Source organism: Variovorax sp. R-27 (assembly GCF_049913215.1).
In the GTDB taxonomy this organism is placed as follows: domain Bacteria; phylum Pseudomonadota; class Gammaproteobacteria; order Burkholderiales; family Burkholderiaceae_C; genus Variovorax.
In genome coordinates this window covers 5,765,970-5,781,658 of record NZ_CP183984.1, presented here as the reverse complement: position 1 = coordinate 5,781,658, position 15,689 = coordinate 5,765,970, and the positions used below count along the sequence as shown (strand labels likewise).

Annotated in this window: 12 protein-coding genes and 1 pseudogene; 3 read left to right on the top strand and 10 right to left on the bottom strand. The window is 59.6% G+C overall.

Features of this window, described 5'->3' with window-relative positions; genetic code table 11:
* Window positions 1-122: 122 nt before the first annotated feature.
* The 5 genes and pseudogenes from ACN9MV_RS27135 to ACN9MV_RS27115 all read right to left on the bottom strand — a co-directional run bounded on the left by ACN9MV_RS27135 (window position 123) and on the right by ACN9MV_RS27115 (window position 5,472).
* Window positions 123-2,189, bottom strand: a complete 2,067-nt coding sequence (locus ACN9MV_RS27135; RefSeq protein WP_426390319.1) for a hypothetical protein — start codon at window positions 2,187-2,189, stop codon at window positions 123-125.
* A gap of 370 nt (window positions 2,190-2,559) precedes the next feature.
* Window positions 2,560-3,662, bottom strand: a protein-coding gene (locus tag ACN9MV_RS27130; protein ID WP_426390317.1) for an IS3 family transposase whose coding sequence is annotated in 2 segments (ribosomal slippage) — window positions 2,560-3,404 and window positions 3,404-3,662 — 1,104 coding nt in all. Because the reading frame shifts where the segments join, the coding sequence is not laid out codon by codon here.
* A gap of 66 nt (window positions 3,663-3,728) precedes the next feature.
* A pseudogene (locus tag ACN9MV_RS27125) lies at window positions 3,729-4,018 on the bottom strand (transposase); the annotation flags it as partial.
* A 96-nt stretch (window positions 4,019-4,114) separates the two neighbouring features.
* Window positions 4,115-4,561, bottom strand: a complete 447-nt coding sequence (locus ACN9MV_RS27120; protein WP_426390315.1) for a DUF6386 family protein — start codon at window positions 4,559-4,561, stop codon at window positions 4,115-4,117.
* Between the two features lie 131 nt (window positions 4,562-4,692).
* Window positions 4,693-5,472, bottom strand: a complete 780-nt coding sequence (locus ACN9MV_RS27115; RefSeq protein ID WP_093180218.1) for a hypothetical protein — start codon at window positions 5,470-5,472, stop codon at window positions 4,693-4,695.
* A 576-nt stretch (window positions 5,473-6,048) separates the two neighbouring features.
* Between ACN9MV_RS27115 and ACN9MV_RS27110 the strand changes: the two genes are divergently transcribed.
* A complete protein-coding gene (locus ACN9MV_RS27110; RefSeq protein ID WP_426390313.1) occupies window positions 6,049-7,095 on the top strand; it encodes a putative phage abortive infection protein in 1,047 nt (348 codons plus the stop codon).
* A gap of 41 nt (window positions 7,096-7,136) precedes the next feature.
* Here the strand turns inward: ACN9MV_RS27110 and ACN9MV_RS27105 are convergent, their stop codons facing one another.
* The 4 genes from ACN9MV_RS27105 to ACN9MV_RS27090 form a co-directional block, all read right to left on the bottom strand.
* The gene (locus ACN9MV_RS27105) at window positions 7,137-7,706 is read right to left on the bottom strand and encodes a TetR/AcrR family transcriptional regulator (protein ID WP_426390311.1); all 570 of its coding nucleotides are present in this window, start codon (window positions 7,704-7,706) and stop codon (window positions 7,137-7,139) included.
* A 75-nt stretch (window positions 7,707-7,781) separates the two neighbouring features.
* Window positions 7,782-8,273: a DUF302 domain-containing protein gene (locus tag ACN9MV_RS27100; RefSeq protein ID WP_426390309.1), complete on the bottom strand. Its 492-nt coding sequence runs from the start codon at window positions 8,271-8,273 to the stop codon at window positions 7,782-7,784.
* A 70-nt stretch (window positions 8,274-8,343) separates the two neighbouring features.
* The gene (locus ACN9MV_RS27095) at window positions 8,344-9,798 is read right to left on the bottom strand and encodes an amidase family protein (RefSeq protein ID WP_426390307.1); all 1,455 of its coding nucleotides are present in this window, start codon (window positions 9,796-9,798) and stop codon (window positions 8,344-8,346) included.
* Between the two features lie 1,299 nt (window positions 9,799-11,097).
* Window positions 11,098-11,562, bottom strand: a complete 465-nt coding sequence (locus tag ACN9MV_RS27090) for a DUF962 domain-containing protein (RefSeq protein WP_426390305.1) — start codon at window positions 11,560-11,562, stop codon at window positions 11,098-11,100.
* A gap of 185 nt (window positions 11,563-11,747) precedes the next feature.
* On the opposite strand from ACN9MV_RS27090, the gene ACN9MV_RS27085 reads away from it, so the two are divergent.
* Window positions 11,748-12,458, top strand: a complete 711-nt coding sequence (locus tag ACN9MV_RS27085; protein ID WP_307616573.1) for a response regulator transcription factor — start codon at window positions 11,748-11,750, stop codon at window positions 12,456-12,458.
* Window positions 12,459-12,460: 2 nt separating this feature from the next.
* Window positions 12,461-14,263: an ATP-binding response regulator gene (locus tag ACN9MV_RS27080; RefSeq protein WP_426393209.1), complete on the top strand. Its 1,803-nt coding sequence runs from the start codon at window positions 12,461-12,463 to the stop codon at window positions 14,261-14,263.
* A 132-nt stretch (window positions 14,264-14,395) separates the two neighbouring features.
* Here the strand turns inward: ACN9MV_RS27080 and ftsY are convergent, their stop codons facing one another.
* Window positions 14,396-15,619: a signal recognition particle-docking protein FtsY gene (gene ftsY / locus ACN9MV_RS27075; protein ID WP_093079503.1), complete on the bottom strand. Its 1,224-nt coding sequence runs from the start codon at window positions 15,617-15,619 to the stop codon at window positions 14,396-14,398.
* Between the last annotated feature and the right edge of the window lie 70 nt (window positions 15,620-15,689).

Sequence of the window (15,689 nt, the reverse complement as noted above, 5' to 3'; positions counted from 1 at the left end):
CTAGCGAAGCGCTGTACTGAACTTGCGAGCACGACTGTTTTAGGCGCCAGTTCAAAAGCGCCGGGTCCGCATAATCTAAATTCGTCGATACATTCAATTTAATAAGCTGATGCTCGATGTTTTCAGAGCAGCCCTCGGCGCGATCCACCTCCCGTAAGCTCCCTCAAGACTTCGCGGTCTGCCCAGTAATTTACGTGACCGCGTGGCCCCAACTCCGTGTTGCTTGGACGGACCGCGCTCTCCGACATCTGAACGGCTCGCCCAACGAAGTCATCGACACGATAAAGGTTGATCCAGCCTGCGATCGCCAGCGGCGGGGCATTCGCGGCGGTGTACTTGAAAGGCAAGTAATGGTCGTACAAATAGCTCAGAGGACATCCCATCGTGACCAGTGTCAGTGGCGCGGATGTTTGGACGCTTTCCGCACGTAAAGCCAATTCAGGGCCCTTGCGACCAACGACGACGATGCCAAGTGCCTCCAGCGCGATCATGGTGCCCTGGCTGTGTGAGACGACGATCACTTCATCAAAGTGCCGCTCCCGTTGCGCCAGCCTCATCACGGTACAGAACCGTTGAATCATAAAATTCCAGGGAGGCACAGAACTCGCCGCCGATGTGCGTTCTGCGCCGCTTGCCCGATTGTCGCGACGGTGGGGATTTTCAATATGCACTTGCTTGGCTCGAGCATGACTTTCCGGAAGTTTGAAATGAGCAATCACGTCCAGCACGATGTCGAGTGCTGTTCCGACGTGAGCCCGTATCACAACTAGCCCGGAGACAACAAACGCTGCAAGCACGATCGACGGCGCTTGTAGAGCTTCGATCCGTTGAATCAGTTCGGACCAAAAGAGACCAATCTCACCACCTCTGCATATGCCGAGCTCTCGCCAAGGGAGAAAGGAGAAATCATCAACAATAGGTCCTCGGTATGGGCCATAGCACTCGAGGTCGTACACCATTGGAAAGAACGGCATCGGCCATAGCAACCCGCACCCCAGGATGAGTAGAACGACGGGCTTTCCCACGATGAAGCGCGGATAGACGAGCCCCCTACCAATCGTTCTTTGCCGCGTTAACGTGATGATCCACGACCAGACGACAAGCCCTAGATAGACGAGGAGGAGGCAAACAAACGGCAGCCAGACAAGTGCAAACAGATGCAGAGATTGTTTGATTCGACTACTGTTAGGAAGACCCTCGAGCCGGGTTGCGACGAAAGCCCACGCAATCATGATGAGAAGTACAAATAGCATCATGCTCACGATCGCACCAACATTCATGACGAGCAACGCACGATAGATAACCCGAAAATCGTCGAGCGCGGCGGCAGCTTTCGGGGAGTTCAACTTGGCCAATGCACTGGCCGCAATCAGAACGGCCGATAAGTACAACATAGCCAGCACCGCAAATCCGGACAGTGCAGAAAAAATCGAAAGCATTGTCGTGACGAACTCGATAAAGACTTCATAGTTCGGCGAGCGACCATATCGCATTCGGACAAAGGCGTAACCTGTGAGAATGGCGAGGCCGCACCAGATCAATGACTTCGCGGTAGTGAGTGACCATCCTGAACGTTTTCCTACACGCGTAAAGGTCACTCCAAGACATACAGCAAGGGCGCCAGTAGCAAGCATTCCAAAAGTTGCGCTTATCTCTCGAAACGCCGCATCTCCGCCGTGTAGTGCATACATTTCGAGATAGAACAGAAGCACACCAACGGCTGCAATCAGGTTGACCGCCAGCAAAGGGCCCCTCGCAAGCCACAGTGCGATCGTGGACGAAATGCTGATCACTCTTCCTAAGAAACTTAGCGCGAGATTGCCCTGAGTTTTGGCTTGCAACTCTCGGGCAGCAGCAAACAGAACGTGCCGTAGTCCGAAGACAAGGTCAACGAGGCCTTCGACGAGTCCCACGAAGGTGCCCTTGACTCGCGATAGATCCCCCCAATAGACTTCAACAAAACGAGTTTCTACGGACTGATCGCTGGAAAGTGTGTCGATTTGATGGACCGGAAACGTACTAACGAACTCTGGATCCGGGCCGGAGTTATCTTCACAGTGACGAATCAAAGTTGCTCCCTCCGGCTTCGCTCCGGTGAGAGCGCACACACCGCTGACCAAGGTTGTTAGCGCGTCCCCTGGTTTGGGGTCTCCCACACCGTGGACAACGATAACCAACTTGCTTGTCATAGAGATACTCCTGAGGCACTCACCTAGCAACGATCAGTAGCGCTTCCAATAGCTCGCCGGAGGATGGCGTCCGGCAGCATGAGCGCTTTCCGCGAGAGACATATGCCCGCCCAGCGTCGCAGCGAGAGGCGAAACCTGGCCGCGGCATGGCAAGGTCCCTACCAAGTCAGCCTCGAGTCCGCACGTGGGAGATTTTCATGTTCCCTCGCAGTGCTGGCCAACAGTCTTGGTTGATGCTCTGCCTTTCGTGATTGGCCTTTCGCATCGGCCTCCCTCAACGACGACAAGCGGCAGTCTCAGAGAAACTAGATCACCTGCGCAATCCCCTATTTTGGGGGTGACCTGCTCGGTTTAGTCGAGACAGTTTTTCCTAGAAGACGGCGGGTTGCAGTTCTAGGCGGAGTTCCTGTTTGAACTCTGCCGGGGTCAAGTATTGCAGGCTGCTGTGGGGACGTACCTCGTTGTAGTGATTGCGCCAGGCTTCGATCAGGACAGCGGCTTCGCGGCGCGAACGGAACCACTCGATGGACAGACATTCGTCGCGGAACTTGCCGTAGAAGCTCTCGTCGGTGCCGTTCTGCCAAGGCTTGCCGGGATCGTTGAGCACGGTGGCAATGCCCGAGCCTGAGATCCACTCCAGGATGGCTTGGCTGACAAACTCCGGCCCGTTGTCCGAACGCATGAACAGCGGCGCACCATGCAAGCTCACCAAGCGCGAGAGCACCTCGATCACCCGCTTGGAGCGGATGGCCCCGGCCACATCGATGGCCAGGCACTCGTGGGTGTATTCGTCCACGACAGTCAGGCACTTGATCTGCTGGCCGCTGGCCGTGGTGTCGAAGACGAAGTCGTAGGCCCAGACCATGTTGGCCTTGAACGGCGTGTGAACGCGCGGGCGCACCGAGGCGATGCGCTTGCGCGGCCGTTTCCGGGGCACCAGCAGGCCCGCCTGGCGCCACAGCCTGTGCGTGCGAGACCAACTCAGCTCGAAGCCCTTGCGGCGCAGAAACACGCGGATGCGGCGATAGCCGTAGCGCGGATACTGAGCCGAGAGTTCCTTCATCGCCGCAAGCACCGGCGCATCCTTGGCGGGCAAGCGCAGCTCGTAGCTGGGCGTGGCGCGTGACATGCCGATGAGCCCGCAGGCGCGGCGCAGACTCAAGCCACGTGCGCGCACGAAGGCCAGTTGCTCGCGCCGAGCCAGCGGGCTCACCATTTTTTTGCGTTGATCTCCTTGAGGATCTCGAGGTCCAGATCTCGCTCGGCAAGGAGCTTCTTCAGCCGGCTGTTCTCAAGCTCCAGGGCCTTCAGACGCTTGACGTCGGCCGCCTCCATCTGGCCGAAGTGTTTGCGCCAGGCATAGATGGTGGCGTCGCTGACCTTGTGCTTCTTGGCAGCCTCGGCCACCGTCGTACGATCTGCTTCGCGCAGGATCGTGACCATTTGCTCTTCTGAAAATCGACTCTTCTTCATGGGCTCCTCTTCGGGCGGGAGCCATCTTCCTAGAAATCAATGTCTCGGAGAAACCGGGCAGGTCAACACCAACTCGACGTTGCGCTGGGCCTCGCGTTCCAAACGCCGGCTGGACTGGATGCGGTTCAGGTACCCGTAGATGTAGAGCTTGAGCAGCACCGCCGGGTGGTACGCCGGCCGGCCGGCCGGCCGGTCGCGGCTGGATCTGCTCCTTTGAAGCCGAGTGCTTGAAGATCAAGTTCATCGACAAAAACGTCGACAACGCGCACCGGGTTGTCTTCGCCGATATAGTCATCAAGACATTCCGGCAGTAGTGCAACCTGCTGTCGGTCTTCGCCTTCGATGAATCGCTTCATGGGCACCTCGCTGGGAACGGGTGCCATGATTTTATTTGGATGAGTGCCGACGGCGAAGCGTTTTCACACAGCCTCGGCCGCATTCTGCCGCCGCGCTCAGGCGCCCAGCCGAACCAGGTCGCCGAACGAATTTGACGCGTCAAGGGTCGTCGGCGTCAGTGAAACGGTGACCGTGCCACCTCGCTGACGTGCACGAACCAAGTACGAGCCCGGCACGGCATCGAGGAACACATTTCCATATTCCGCTTCCGGTTCCAGGCCAGCGGAGCTCATCATTTCGCCGGCGCCGAAGAAGAATCGCCCGCTGGTGTTCCGCACGACCAACTCCACGTCTGCGTCCCCTAGTTCTTTGTGTGCCGCGACCTCGAGCTCATAGCGCCCGTCGGCGCTGACGTTCATGAACGCAGCGTTCGCCCGGTTGACTTCGAGGAGTTCCTCCTGAGGCAACGACCACCAATCGGCATCCTCGTTGAGGCGATGCCGCATGCATTCCGGGTCGAAAAGGACGATGGTGGCGGTGTCGGTTGTTACAGTTGTGCGCATCGCTCAATGTCTGGTGTTGGCCGAATGTAGCTGGACAGGTCGCCTGCGCAAAGGGCCCGAAGCGGACTTCCACGAGTGCGCCCCATCATGAGCCGGCCACTTACTCGAAGTAATGGCAACCGAGGCAACATTCAGGCGAGATTTTTGAAAAGCACTGGGTCGTTCAGGTGAAAGCGTGGTGGGTTGCGAACCCCATCCCTGAACAGGTTCATGATTGCTATTAACGGTTTCCCAGCTTGCTCGACGTGATAAATCAGCAACCCGCCCCCAACAAGGAGTTGCGCGTAAGCCGCGCCAATTACATTCCCAGAAGCGATCCCTTCTTCCCACTGTCGCTTGGCCTCCTTGCCCGACTTGACCTTCATTTCGTGGATGGAGCCGTCGTTCTGCATGGCCCAATAGGTCTTGAAGCCAGCGGACTCTTCAAGTTGAGCCGATGAGATCCGGTCAGCGTGCTTCCACAAAAGGCGCTGAACATCTCCCAGGTCCTGCTCAGTGCCTTCATACGGGTAAGGGGAAATCACCACGTCTTTGAAGAGGAGCAAATCGCCAAAGGCACGGCGCTCCGCTTCTACGGCGTACTTGACCGGCAACTGCCGCCCCTTCCAGATCAGCCCCTCGCACTCTTGGAGGGTGTGAGCGCCAAGCTTCGCGTCGCCCGATACATACGCCTCATAAGACATATCTAAGAGCTCGCGACAGATCCGGCTCATACGAGCGTCTTTCAGCTTCTTTTCAGCGAAGTGGAAGCCATCCCTTAGGTCTGAGAACTCGCTGTCGAGGCGCGCGCGCTGATCAATCGGCTTCTCATCGACGTCGAAGGAGCGAAAATCATCTGGTGCAAAAAGAAGCACCGTGCTCCATGCGTCGTGATACTGGCCCAATGTCTGGAAGCGAGGTATGGATAGCATGGCAAATCATATTCTCTGGTGCCCAGCGGCGCTTGGTGCTTTCAGCAGGTCGGGATAAATGTCGTCGTTGCCCACCGACTGCAGCCGCGAGGTAAAGGATCGTCATCATGGACAAGTCAGTGCTTCATTTGACGCAAACGTCTGAGTTCAAGCGCCGTCTGATGGATCGGTTCAAAAAGATCACCGCGGAGCGAGAGAGGCTTGGGTTGCCCAAGGCCGTGCTCATAGACGGTGGGGTGCACAAGCGGTTCCCCGATGGAAGACTTGAGCGCGTGGAATCCCAGAGAAATCACACCGGCCTAAAGGACCCGGACCTCCGCTAGGCCGTTGATCGCACGGAAAGAATTCGAAACACCAATGCAGGAGATACTGCTACATGCTGCACAAAGGCCTGCCCAACTCCAGCATGTTTATGAGATTCATGACCGCCCGGGGCAAAGGACGGTTCCGGCGCGGCGGAAACCGGCGTGCGCTATGACGTTTCCTCGCTTCTAGAGTGACTAGAGGTTAGATGGCTCGTCTTCTACGAGCTCATTCGACACTTGTGGTCAGCGGTTGCACGCGAGGAGCTTGTTCTTGGCACGTTCTTCTAGAACATTTGTATCGCTAGAAAACTTAAAAAGATTGAGAGAATTTATGAGGGAAAAACCCAAATCGGAATCCCACTTCATTGAAAATCGGCTGTCCCCAGCACTAGCTTGGTCATTTGCTCTTGTTTCTACAGTCACGACACTGGCCGTAGTGCTCTACTATTCTAATTTTGGTGGACGCTCCCTTTCAGAAGATCCCGAGCAATGGGGGCAGTTTGGAGATTTTCTTGGTGGTGTTATCAATCCTGTCGTGGGTTTGGTGACAGTCTTCTTGGTCATCGTCTCCATCTCTGTGCAGCGCAAAGAACTCGCCGCTACGGTTGAGGAAATGAAGTCTGCCAACGAGGGCGCAGCACGAATGAGCTTCGAGCAGTCATTGTTTGCGTGGCTGGCCAGCTATCAAAATCTACTGGAATCGATTGTCGATCGAGACAGGAGTGGTAGAAAACTTCTCAAATGGTGGTCAAGCGCTTTTTCAGGGCCCGTTACCTTCAATAATTTTCGCAGCGATGGCACGTCAATTTATATTAATTCTTATGCTTCACTTGAAGCTTTGGTCGCGTCGGCAGCGACAGAGCCAGTTGCTCGAAATCAGGTCGGTGTTGTATTTGAGCGGGCTCTGAACGGCTTTATTAATCGATATAACCATCAACGCTCGGATCTGGATGCATTACTGCGAACGCTCTACCGACTCATTCGATGGATTGACTCTTCGGCGTGGTCAGCCAAGGACAAGTGGCACTATGTTGCGCTAGTTCGAGCTCAGCTCTCTTCCATAGAGATGGCCTACCTGCTCTACAACTCCCTCACCGCGCGAGGTGAAAAGTTTGCAGTGCTGATCAACAAGTATGCGCTGCTTGACAACTTGGCTTATGAAGATGATCTATTGGTTGATGAGATCGTTAATGTGTACTCGCAAGCTAAGACGTCGGCGCCTCCACCTTTTGGTTCTGCCAAACCTTGGCCTTTGAGGCCAAGTGCATTCTCTTCAGACATTGCCAAACAGCAGCTCGCACTGCCGATCGACACATAGTCGCTTGGTGCGCACAGTGGACCGGTTTTGCGGACACGTCCCTAACGTGACAATTTCAGTGCTGCTTGTACCCCATCCTCCAGAATCTCCTCCGCAAGCTGCGGATCTGACACAGCGCGAGCAATTTGGATAGTACCGACCATCAGGGCAAAAATAGTCGCTGCTTGCCGTCGACTATTGGCGGATTTAGGGTGAGGAAGCAACATTCCTAGACCTTCAGCATAAGAAGAATATGCCTCCTCATACATTTTCTTCGTCGGCTCGGACTGACGCCCAATCTCGGGCAACAACGCCGCGGAAGGGCACCCTTCATCACAACCTAACAGGTGCGCCTTGTTGAGATACCGACGAATGGCATCTTCAATATCAGTCGCACCGGTTTGCTCGTTCGTCAATGCAAGATGCTGCTCATTCAGTGCGCTTGAAAGGGCTTCTTTGACCAAGGCGTCCTTGGAGTCAAAGTGGGGATAAAAGGCGCCATTTGTCAGCCCTGACTCCGTCATGATTCCCGCTAGGCCGGAGGCTGTGATCCCATCTCGGCGAAACTTCCTTGAAGCGACATCGATGATGCGCTTGCGTGTACTTTCCTTGTGACCTTTTTCAAAACGCATGAATCTCACCAATCATTGAAAATCTGAGCACCGCCGCAAGAAGCCGTCTGCCGTACTCTCACGCCCGGCGTCAGTTCACGAGGCTGCTTCTTCCAACACGACGCGAAGGTCCGCATCCAGTTGCACGGCCACCAGATCGACCTCCGGGCTGGCGAACTGCCCAAACATCGAAACCGGACGGTCGTACTCAAAAGAAGCCGTGCCATTCACATCCTCACGAAGAAGGACACGGACAGGCGCATAGAGCCCTGCGGACATATCGTGCCGCGTCATTTTCGACGCGGTCAGAGGATTGCCGATGTCGTACTGAATCGAAGACCGACGCGGCCCCGCAATGCCCAGCAACGCACCATGATCCCGGAACCCAAAGATTGACAGCGCCGGCAACGCCTCAAGCTCTTTCAGCGCGCGTACTGTCTCGCCGTAGCGCAACAAGGTGAAGATGCCGTCATCGATACGATGGATCAAGTTCTCCAACTTGGTCTTGACTGTGGCGAACGAGTGATTCGAGCGAATGGTGATGTGCTCGACAGCAATCGTTTTCATTTCATAGATGGGCTTCGACATTTCAATTCCTTTTGACAACGCAGCCAGTTGAGACTGCGTCACCAGCAAACGTTCGGCGTTGAGGCTGCGATCAGACAGGTGCCGACAACGTACCCACCACGGCTTCCACCCTGCGAGCAACGTACAGCAACGCCCGGTCTCGACCGAAGGGAGCGTCAAGTTCAAGTCCGATCGGCAATCCCTTGTCGGACAGGCCGATGGGCAGACTGATCCCGGGAAGGCCCGCAGCACTTGCGGGAATGGTGTTGTTGGCAAGCACCATGTGGCTCATCTCCTGACCACCCAGAAGCACTTTGTCTTCTTGCCCGATCATTGGCGCCGTGGCCGGCGTCGTCGGCAAGATCAGTGCCTCTGCGCCCGTGCTCAAGAATGCGTAAGCGAACCGGCGCTTGATTTCCGCGCGTTCGCCCGACAGGGCCGTGTGATAGACCTCGTCGGAGATGTACCCTTGCCCGCTCGGGAGCACAAGGTGGGACCATCCACTCTTCAGGCCAGGCTTCAGACCATCGAAGATCTCATCGAAGGTCGTGGGCACATTGTTCTGACGGATGAATTTCTCGACCGCCGCCTTGGTCTCCCGGAAGAAGATATTCCACGTCGCGGACAGGGCTCGGCCAGAGAAGTCTGGCCCGAGGTCGACTTCCGTTACCTTGGCGCCCGCATCACGCAACTGACGAATGGTTTCCTCGAACCGCGCGGCAACTTCGGGGGCAACCAGCTCCAGATATTGACGCGGGGCGTAGGCGAACGTAACGCCCTTCAGATCAGCGTTCATACGGCTGTCAGGAGTTTCGTCCCGTGTGACAACGCGATCGATCAAGATGCAGTCTTCCACGCTCCGGGCAAACACACCGGTGGTGTCGAGCGTGTGGGAGATGGGGGCAACACCACTGCGCGGCCAACGGCCAGTGGTGGGCTTGAAACCGACCACGCCGCAGAACGAAGCCGGCACGCGAATCGAGCCGATGGTGTCGCCGCCCAAGGCCGCCGGCACAAGGCGCGCAGCGACGGATACACCGCCGCCGCTGGACGAACCGCCTGAAACGTGATTCACGTTGTGAGGGTTCCTCGCTTGACCGTGGGCTTCGTTATGGCCGGTCAGGCCGAAGGACATTTCCACCAGATTGTTCTTGCCGAAAACGACGCCGCCACCGTCCTTGATCGCCTGTACGGCATCGGCGTCATGCTCCGGCACAAAGCGATCCAGAGTGGAGAGGCCGATGGTTGAACGAAGCCCCTCCGTGAGATAGCTGTCTTTGATCGCAACGGGCACGCCAAGCAGCGGCGCGACCGCCCCGGAGGCAATCGCCTTGTCTGCTTTCCTCGCAGCTTCCAGCACCGCGTCCTCGTCGATCGTGATGAACGAGTTCAGGTCGGCATGGTCTCGAGCCCGCTGCAGCAGCGCACTCGCATACGACTCGGACGAAATCTCACCCTTGCGCATGGCTTCGGCGGCCGCGGCAACGCCGAGCGATGCAAGCGCGTCGGCCTTGGGTTCGTTGTGCGCTTTAATTTTTTCCTGCATGACATGACCTCACTTATCTAAAGATTCAGGACTGGGTTGGCCTCCGTGTTCTGAGGCACCCTTAAAATTACGATCATAATTTTACAGTACGATCATATTTCAAAAGATTCCGCAAGTGCAAGCCCCATGCAAAGTGAGTGGGCACAGAGATGCAGGAGCGGCCGTTGAAGGGCAGTGAACTGGGCAGCACGCCCTGGGTGTCGAAGCCAAACGCGCTACAGCAGCGCCAACTTCTTGCGCGAGCATCGCGGCAGAAACCTGCCTGAAGCATCGACATGCCGTTGATGCAGCGCGTAGCGGGGTACGCCGTCATGCTCAGCGGCAGGTGCTGCGCCGCGCTTGATGACGGCATTGACCCAGTCTAGGGATGGCTCGCCGTGCCCAATTCAATCCGCCGCGATCGCGAATCGTGTTCTGCAGACCATCCCTAGGCCCGCCTAGGGGCGTCGTGTTGTCTTGCGTTCGGCTGAGTAGCTCCAGTCCGGCAAAGCTTCCGCCAGTCCGGAAACATGCCTTGGTGCCAGCTCTAGCAACATCGTGCCGGCCAGCGCCTTCACAACGGTCGCACCATTTGAGCGCGCAGTTCTCTTTGCCGCGGACAGGACTCTGATGTCCTGAGCGTTACTGTTGAAGAAAACGTAGCGACCCATGAGGCGAATTATCTGGCTAAGCCCTCTATCTGCGTACTCGCGGGAAAATTGATGTCTTCGGCAGCCTGTAGAGCCAACTGCATGATCGCTTTTTACATATGCGGTGTCTGCGAAGGTCTGTCTTTGGCAGTCTGCTGATTGACACATGATCGATTGGTGTGCGTGACAGCCCTTGCCGTACTGACCGCGCATCATCTCTTTGCTCAGTCTGAGCCGCCTTAATCGAGATCGAGTGGCCGAAGCCAGATCTGTATGGGCGATGGGTCGAATTTAATGCCTTCCGTGTCGGGAGGCCCGCGTAGAAGATCCAGCAGAGATGGCTCGCTCGGTGCCTGCTCGGATGCGGCTTGACCGGACGAAGGACTAGCAAGGTCGCCAACCTCGTTTGCCAGTGGCCGGCGAAGACTTGGGAGAAGTTTGTCGACTGTGAAGTTGAATCTCCTAGAGGCCTTTCTATGGTATTCAGGAACTGCAGCTAACCTACCGGAAAAAGTAGAGTTGACGCGGATGGAAAATTCCAAAATTAATGATGCAAATCGCAAAGAATTCCATCATTAGCGAAACACGAGTTCCAATCCCAATGAGTGATTGCGGCATATGCCGTTGATTTCAAAGGGATAGCAGTTCCGCTATGAATTGAAACCTACAGCTACCAGCGCACGCCCAGCTTTAGGAAAAGCTTGGACAGCACGAACAGAGGGCCGACCCACAGATATTGGATGTCTTCGAAGAACGAAGGCTTCTTGCCTTCGATCTTGTGGCCCACGAACTGAAAGATCCAGGCCACCACAAAGATAGCGGCTGAAATCGGCAATACAAGTCCGCCCATCGCATGCACCAGCGCCAGGGCCAGGGCGGTCAGCGCGAGCATGGTCAGCAGGAAGGCCGGGGCGCGCAGCAGGGCGTAGTAGACGAGGCTGGCGGCCACGAAACCGTAGGCTACCCAGGGATGGAGCGCGAACAGCAGCCCGACGATGCTCAGCATGATGGCCGGGATGGCCACGAAATGGATCAGCTCGTTGGTCGGGTTGCGGTGGCTCTCTTCATAGTGAGCGAGCAGGCGGTCGACCTTGCGGTCGGTCGATTCAAGGGGGGCGGCTGCGGTGTGCGTCATGACAAGTCTCCGTGGGCGCCGTTCGGTGCGGCGAGACTTTCGATGGTGCCCACAGAGAAGCCCGATGGCAAGCGCACATGCGATGCGAAATTGCTATCAAAAAAGTAGCATAAAGCACTACAGCCACGGCGGCTGCCATGACTTTATGCACTGTCACCAGAAGGTTACATCGCTAAGATCGGCGCGTGGCATCCTTCGACTCCCCACCCGCACCTCTGTCACCGGCCGCGGAGACTGGCGCGCCCACCCGCACGCCCAGGGCGATCCTGGTTGTGGACGACCACGACCTGCTGCGCCTGGGTGTCTGCGCGCTGGTCCAGGCGCAGGCCACCCCGTCCGGCGCGAACATCGAAGTCTTCGAGGCCGCCAACGTCGCCGACGCGCTCGCGCTGTACGAAACCCACCAGGCTTCCATCGGCCTCGTGCTGCTCGATCTGGCCCTGCCCGACACGCACGGCCTGAGCGGCGTGGCCGAGTTCCGGCTGCGCTTTCCCGCCGCGCGGATCGTAGTGCTCTCGGGCACTGGCAACAGCACGCTGGCGCAGGGCGTGCTCGCGCTGGGCGCCGCCGCCTTCCTGCCGAAGTCGGCCGACCTGAAGGAAGTGGTGAGCTTCATCCGCGCCTGCGGCCTGCTCGATCCCGGCGCGGCGGAGGTGCCGCCACCGGCCGTGCCCAAATCGCTCACCGGCTATGCCGAGTTCGCCCACGCCAGCGCCTGGCAGGAACTCACGCCGCGGCAGATGCAGGTGCTGCAATGGGTGCTCGAAGGCAAGGCGAACAAGGAAATCGCGCAGCTCGCGAACCTGAGCGAAGGCACGGTGAAGAACCATGTCTCGACCATCCTGCTGCTGTTCGGCATGCGCTCGCGCGCCCAGTTGATCAGCACCCTGCATTGAGCGTGCAGCCCGACGCGTCGAACGACCCCTCCGCCGACCACGCACTCGGCCAGCGGGTGCTGCGGGAGCACGTTGCCTCGGTCTACAGCACCTACGGCGTCTCGACGCTGACGCACATGGCCTTCGTGGTGGTGTTCGGCAGCATCATCTATTCGCAGCTGAAAGACCCGAGCCTGCTGTTCTGGCTGGCCGGGCTGCTGATGGCCGACATCTACGTGTTCTTCACGCCGCGCTGGAATCCGTCCCGGCCCGTGCGTGAAAGCGCGTACTGGGCGCGCAAGATTTCGCGCATGGTCACGCTGGTGAGCATGGTCACGGCGGTGGTGCCGTGGCTCATCGTGCCGCACGACAACCTGCCGATGACCTCGCTGCTGATGGCCGTGATCGTCGGCAGTTGCGCGCGGGCGGCGCAGTCGCTCTGGCCGCTGAAGCCGGCGCTCTTCGGCTACACGATGCCGATGTCGCTGGGCATGATCACCGCGCTGGCGTGGCAGGGCGACGGGCTGCACCTGTTCCTGGCGGCAGCCGGCGCGGCCTACCTGCTGCTGACGCTGCACGCGGGCGTCGGCCAGCACAAGCTGCTGACCGCGTCGCTCATGCTGCGCTTCGAGAACGAGGCGCTCGCCGCGCGGCTCGGCGAGCAGATTGCCGCCACCGAGCGCGCGAGCGAAGAAAAAACCCGCTTCCTGGGCACCGCCAGCCACGACCTGCGCCAGCCGCTGCATGCCATCGCGCTGTTCGGCGCCGCGCTGGAGAATGAACTGCGCGACCGCCCCGAGGGCCGCAACGCCGAGCGCCTGATGCGCGCGGTGAACGCGCTGGGCGCCTCGCTCGACACCATGCTCGACGTGTCGCGCCTCGACGCTGGCGTGATCACGCCCGCGCCGCAGCCGGTGCAGCTCGACGCGCTGTTCCTGCCCCTCAACCACACCTTCGCGGCGCGCGCCGAGCAGAAGCAACTGCAGTTGCGCGTGCGCGCCAGCGGCCTGTGGGTGCACAGCGACCCGCAGCTGCTGCACCGCATGCTGTCCAACCTGATCGACAACGCCCTCAAGTACACGGCCCGCGGCGGCGTGACGGTGATGGCGCGCGAGCGCGGCGACGCGGTGTGGATCGAGGTGCGCGACAGTGGCATCGGCATTGCGCCCGAGCAGTCGGGCCGGATCTTCGAGGAGTTCTATCAGATCAACAATCCGGGCCGCGACCGCTCGCGGGGGCTCGGCATCGGGCTGTCGATCGTGCAGCGGCTGTCGCGGCTGCTCGGGCATCCGGTGCAGATGCATTCGCGGCTGGGGCGGGGTACGCACTTTCGCGTGGTGGTGCCGGCTGTCAGTGCGGCGGCGCGCGAGCTGATCGGGGCGCTGGCGCCGGCCGCCACGACCGACGCTGCCACCGGGCAGCGCCGCGGTCCGGCGCCAGTGTTGCCCGGGCGCGTGCTGCTGCTAGACGATGAACTGGAAATCCGCGAAGCCATGATGGGCCTGCTGCGCTCCCACGCAATCGACGCCCATGCGGTGGCGGACGAGGCCGGCGCTGCCGCTGCCCTGCGGCAGGCGAGCGGCGAGGGCCGCCCCTTCGATCTGTTGCTGTGCGACTACCGGCTGGCCGACGGCGCCGACGGGCTCGATGCGGGCCTGCGGCTCAGCCAGGGCCAGGGCGTGACGACGCCGCTGCTGCTCATCACCGGCGAGACCTCGCCCGACCGGCTGCAGCGGGTTCGCGAGTCGCAGGTGCCGGTGCTGTTCAAGCCGGTCGTGGCCGATTCGCTGTTGCAGGCGATGGCCGAAGTTGCCGTTGCCAGATGAGCCCATGACTTTCGGCACTGGCGAGCATTCGCTGCGTGCACTACCTTCGCTGCATTGCGTTCCCGCAAGAGAAGGAAAAGGGGAGAGGGAGAAAAAGCGAAGCGGTCCCGGCGCAAGCCGGGGCCGTTTTTTTTATCCGAGCAGCGCCTGCGCGAATTCGCGGGCGTTGAAGGTTTCGAGGTCTTCGAGCTTCTCGCCCACGCCGATGAAATAGACCGGAATCGGCCGTTCGCGCGCAATGGCGCACAGCACGCCGCCCTTGGCCGTGCCGTCGAGCTTGGTCACGATCAGGCCGGTGAGGCCCAGCGTCTCGTCGAAGGCCTTGACCTGCGCGAGCGCGTTCTGGCCGGTGTTGCCGTCGATCACCAGCAGCACCTCGTGCGGCGCCGTGGCGTCGGCCTTGGTGACAACGCGCTTGATCTTCTTCAGCTCGTCCATCAGGTGCAGCTGCGTCGGCAGGCGGCCGGCGGTGTCGACCAGCACCACGTCTTTGCCGCGCGCCTTGCCGGCGTTCACCGCATCGAAGCTCACGGCCGACGGATCGCCGCCCTCGTTGCTCACGATCTCGACCGTGTTGCGGTCGGCCCAGACCAGCAGCTGCTCGCGTGCCGCGGCGCGGAAGGTGTCGGCCGCGGCCAGCAGCACCGAGGCGCCTTCGGTGGCCAGATGCTTGGTGAGCTTGCCGATGGAGGTGGTCTTGCCCGCGCCGTTGACGCCGGCCACCATGATCACGGTGGGTGTGAACTGGCCGATGACCAGCGGCTTCTCGAGCGGCTTGAGCAGGTCGGCCACGGCCTCGGCCAGCAAAACCTTGACCTGCGCTGCGTCGGTGGCCATCTGGCGCTTGACGCGGCCGCGAAGGTCGTCAAGCAGGTATTCGGTCGCCTTGACGCCGGTGTCGGCCATCAGCAGGGCGGATTCGAGTTCTTCGTAAAGCGCGTCGTCGATCTGCGCGTTGACGAATACGGCCTGGATGCCGGTGCCGGTCTTGCGCAGGCCGGTCTTGAGCTTGTCGAACCAGCCCTTGCGCTCGGTGGCGACGGCGATTTCGGCGGCGGGTGCAGGAACCGGCGCGGGAGCTGGGGTCGGAACAGGCGGTGGAACGAATACGCGGGCTGGCGCGGGTGCCGCTACTGGAGTTGCGACAGGCGCTGGCGCCGGGGAGGGCGCTGGTGCTGGTGGCGCAGCAGGAGCCGGCGTTTCTTCGGCCGCCGGCTTCGAGCCGAACCAGCTCGAAGGCGAGAACACCGAGCGCGCCGGCGCGGCTTCGGGGGCAGGCGCCGGTGCGGCCGGCGGGGTGGGCGCCGGCGTATCGGGGGTTTCGGCAGGCGGTTTTTTCTTGAAGAAACTGAACATCAGGAGCTTTTTACAATCCGACCCATTCTATGAAACACCTCCCGCCACGCCGTGCTGCGTCTGGTGCGGT

What these genes read in the sequence shown, in the direction of transcription:
- ACN9MV_RS27135 (WP_426390319.1), bottom strand. Translation starts at nt 2,189, where the DNA reads ATGACAAGCAAGTTGGTTATCGTTGTCCACGGTGTGGGAGACCCCAAA.
- ACN9MV_RS27120 (WP_426390315.1), bottom strand. Translation starts at nt 4,561, where the DNA reads ATGCGCACAACTGTAACAACCGACACCGCCACCATCGTCCTTTTCGAC.
- ACN9MV_RS27115 (WP_093180218.1), bottom strand. Translation starts at nt 5,472, where the DNA reads ATGCTATCCATACCTCGCTTCCAGACATTGGGCCAGTATCACGACGCA.
- ACN9MV_RS27105 (WP_426390311.1), bottom strand. Translation starts at nt 7,706, where the DNA reads ATGCGTTTTGAAAAAGGTCACAAGGAAAGTACACGCAAGCGCATCATC.
- ACN9MV_RS27100 (WP_426390309.1), bottom strand. Translation starts at nt 8,273, where the DNA reads ATGTCGAAGCCCATCTATGAAATGAAAACGATTGCTGTCGAGCACATC.
- ACN9MV_RS27095 (WP_426390307.1), bottom strand. Translation starts at nt 9,798, where the DNA reads ATGCAGGAAAAAATTAAAGCGCACAACGAACCCAAGGCCGACGCGCTT.
- ACN9MV_RS27090 (WP_426390305.1), bottom strand. Translation starts at nt 11,562, where the DNA reads ATGACGCACACCGCAGCCGCCCCCCTTGAATCGACCGACCGCAAGGTC.
- ftsY (WP_093079503.1), bottom strand. Translation starts at nt 15,619, where the DNA reads ATGTTCAGTTTCTTCAAGAAAAAACCGCCTGCCGAAACCCCCGATACG.